Consider the following 2835-nt stretch of genomic DNA (forward strand, 5'->3'; position numbering starts at 1 on the left):
TGGCCCTTGGTAATCACGGCATCACCATCCATCGTCAAGACTGCGCCAATCTGGAGGCGATCCCGACGGAACGTCGTTTGCCTGTGCGTTGGAACCCATCGCTGCAAGAGGCAGGTTCTCGCTTCCCTGCTCACTTGCGCATTGAGGTGATTGATCGGGTTGGGATTTTGAAGGACATTTTGATGCGTTTGTCTGATGGTTCGATCAATGTCAGTGATGCTCAGGTGAGAACGGCCTATGGCAAGCCGGCCCGGATCGATTTGATGGTGGAACTGGGAAGCGCCGCGCAGTTGCAGCGCACCATGGACCAGATCCGCTCGATGGCAGATGTGATCGACATCGCGCGTACTGGTCAGAGTTGAGTAACCCGCTGTTGGCCTTGCCGTTCGAACCCTCAATCGAGGGTTTGGGTGGGTCGTATTGGGATGTGGTGGAGGCGGCGGTTTTCCCGCGAACGCAGTTGCGCTTTCGCAACGACGCACTGTTGCGCAAGCTGGGGGTGGAGCCGGACAGTGTGTCGGATCAAGATTTCGAGAGGGCCTATGGCCGTTTTGAAGAGCGCGTTCCCTTGCTCGCTCTTCGTTATCACGGCTACCAGTTCGGCACCTACAACCCCCAGCTTGGAGATGGCCGCGGCTTTCTCTATGGCCAACTGCGCGATCGAACCGGCCGGCTTCAAGACCTTGGTAGCAAGGGGAGTGGCACCACCCCTTGGAGTCGTGGTGGGGATGGACGCCTCACCTTGAAAGGAGGGGTGCGCGAAGTGATCGCCTCCGAGGCGTTGCATCGTCTTGGTGTGACCACGAGCCGCACGTTGTCGTTGATCGAGACGGGTGAGGACCTGTGGCGTGGGGATGAACCCTCGCCGACGCGAAGTGCGGTGATGGTTCGGATGGCACGCACTCATCTGCGTTTCGGTAGCTGTGAAAGGCTGCTGTATTTGCGGGACCCCCAAGGTTTGGAGCGCTTACTGCGCCATGTGGTAGCTGTCTACTACCCCGATGTTGCAGCGGCCCATCCTGCTCCTGATGGAGATCGCCTGGCCTTGGAGCATCAGCTTCTCGCCTTCTATGGCGAGCTGGTGGAGCGGGTGGCTCGTTTGGCAGCTGAGTGGATGGCAGCAGGTTTTGTTCATGGCGTGCTCAACACCGACAACATGTCGCTGGCTGGTGAAAGCTTTGACTACGGACCGTTTGCCTTTTTAGATCGCTGGGATCCAAGTTTTACGGCGGCTTATTTCGATCAGACCGGGCTGTATTCCTATGGGCGTCAGCCAGCTATTTGCCGAAAGAATTTGCAGCTTCTTCAAAACCCTTTGGCGATGTTGCTGCCTCGGCCGCCGATGGAACAATTGCTTGAGCGGTATGCAAGCAGTTATCAAAATTACTATCGCTTGTGCTTGTTGAGGCGGTTGGGATTGGCGCCCAATCCTGATGAGGACAGTGATGATCGCTTGGTGAGCGCAACCCTGGAATTAATCGCGAGCTGGCCCGTTGGTTATGGAGACTTTTTTGCTGGTCTCGCTTCGGTGGTTCAATCCTCTGGTTTGCCCCAGGAGCCTGAGGGCTTGCCCGTGGTGTTGAACAATCTTCCAGAACCTCCCAGGGAGGTGTGGCAAAACTGGCGTGATGCCTGGTGGTGGCAAACCCAGGCCATCGAGCCCTCTGGAGCATCTGAGCTGGAGGCTTCAGTTTCTGAGGGCTTGAGGCGTTGGAATTTGAGCCAAACACCCACACGCCCCTTGATTGAATCGCTTTGGGAGACCATCGATCAAGGGGACGATTGGCGGCCGCTTAAGGAATGGCTTTCATCAGTCATGAATGACTGAGAATGCATTGAACGGGGTTACTTTCGTCCACGCTCTCGACGTCGAGGGGCTGTGGTCCTGGCTCTTTGGGGTTGCAGCCAGTTAAGGGTGAACCACCAGCTCAGTCCCCCAAATACTGTTCCGGTCAGGGTGGAGCCAAGCAAGAGACGGCTCATCACATCCCATCCCGCCGTGGCAAGCAGTTCTTGATTGAGATTGTTGAGCCCTGGCCAGCCAGCGCCTTCACCGAGGACCATTGCCCCTAACCGGTAGTTGAACCAAAACAGCGGTATGTAGGTGAATGGGTTGCTGATCCAGGTGCCTGCGGCGGCCAGCAAATGGTTGCCGCGCACAATGCTGGCCAAGCCAATTCCCAGCAGGGTTTGAAAGCCAAAGAAGGGGAAGCAGCCGCAAAACACGCCTGCGGCCAGCCCGCGCGCGCGTTGTCCAGGGGTTCCCTCCTGCTGCCAGATCCACTGCAGCCATCGGTTCAAGCGTCGCTGACATTTGTTCTGCAACCGCTTGATCAAAACTGCTTGCCGCCAGTGCGGCTGAGGAAGCTTCGGGATCGTAGGAAGGAGTGCGTGATGGCGGCAGGGATCTGGGTATGTCTGGGATTGGTCCAGATCAGGCGCTTTCGATCGCTGCGATCGCTACCGCAGTGGCACCGGGGCAGGGTGGCATCGCCGTGATTCGGGTGTCGGGTCCAAGTGCTGTAGGTGCTGTTGCTGCGATCACGGTGATTCCTAGTCAACAGGTGTGGGAGAGCCACCGGGTGCTGTATGGACATGTTGTGGCTGCCGGCGGTGTGGAACGGCTCGATGAGGTGTTGGTGTTGGTGATGTTGGCGCCGCGCAGTTTTACCGGTGAAGACGTTGTCGAGATTCATTGTCATGGCGGGGTGATCGCCGTACAGCAGGTCTTGGCACGTGTCTTGGAGCAGCCAGGAGTGCGACGGGCCCTGCCCGGTGAATTCAGCCAACGCGCTGTCCTGAATGGCCGTCTTGACCTCACCCGGGCGGAAGCGA

3 protein-coding genes and 1 pseudogene are annotated in these 2835 nt (G+C 57.9%); 3 read left to right on the plus strand and 1 reads right to left on the minus strand.

From position 1 onward, the window contains the following. Nucleotides 1-362, plus strand: a 362-nt coding sequence (locus tag NCN04_RS10170) for an ACT domain-containing protein (RefSeq protein ID WP_250396019.1), incomplete at its 5' end; no start/stop codon positions are given. Continuing rightward, nucleotides 359-1828 (plus strand): protein adenylyltransferase SelO, encoded by a 1470-nt coding sequence (locus NCN04_RS10175; protein ID WP_250396020.1) that lies wholly within the window; start codon nucleotides 359-361, stop codon nucleotides 1826-1828. The genes NCN04_RS10170 and NCN04_RS10175, both read left to right, overlap by 4 nt. Nucleotides 1829-1845: 17 nt before the next feature. On the opposite strand, the gene NCN04_RS10180 is transcribed toward NCN04_RS10175, so the two are convergent. After that, nucleotides 1846-2334, minus strand: a complete 489-nt coding sequence (locus NCN04_RS10180) for a DUF2062 domain-containing protein (RefSeq protein ID WP_250396021.1) — start codon at nucleotides 2332-2334, stop codon at nucleotides 1846-1848. An 80-nt stretch (nucleotides 2335-2414) separates the two neighbouring features. Between NCN04_RS10180 and NCN04_RS10185 the strand changes: the two are divergent. Then, nucleotides 2415-2835 (plus strand): annotated as a pseudogene (locus NCN04_RS10185) (tRNA uridine-5-carboxymethylaminomethyl(34) synthesis GTPase MnmE); the annotation flags it as partial.

This window comes from Synechococcus sp. MU1655 (genome assembly GCF_023630655.1).
Taxonomy (GTDB): Bacteria; Cyanobacteriota; Cyanobacteriia; order PCC-6307; family Cyanobiaceae; genus Synechococcus_C.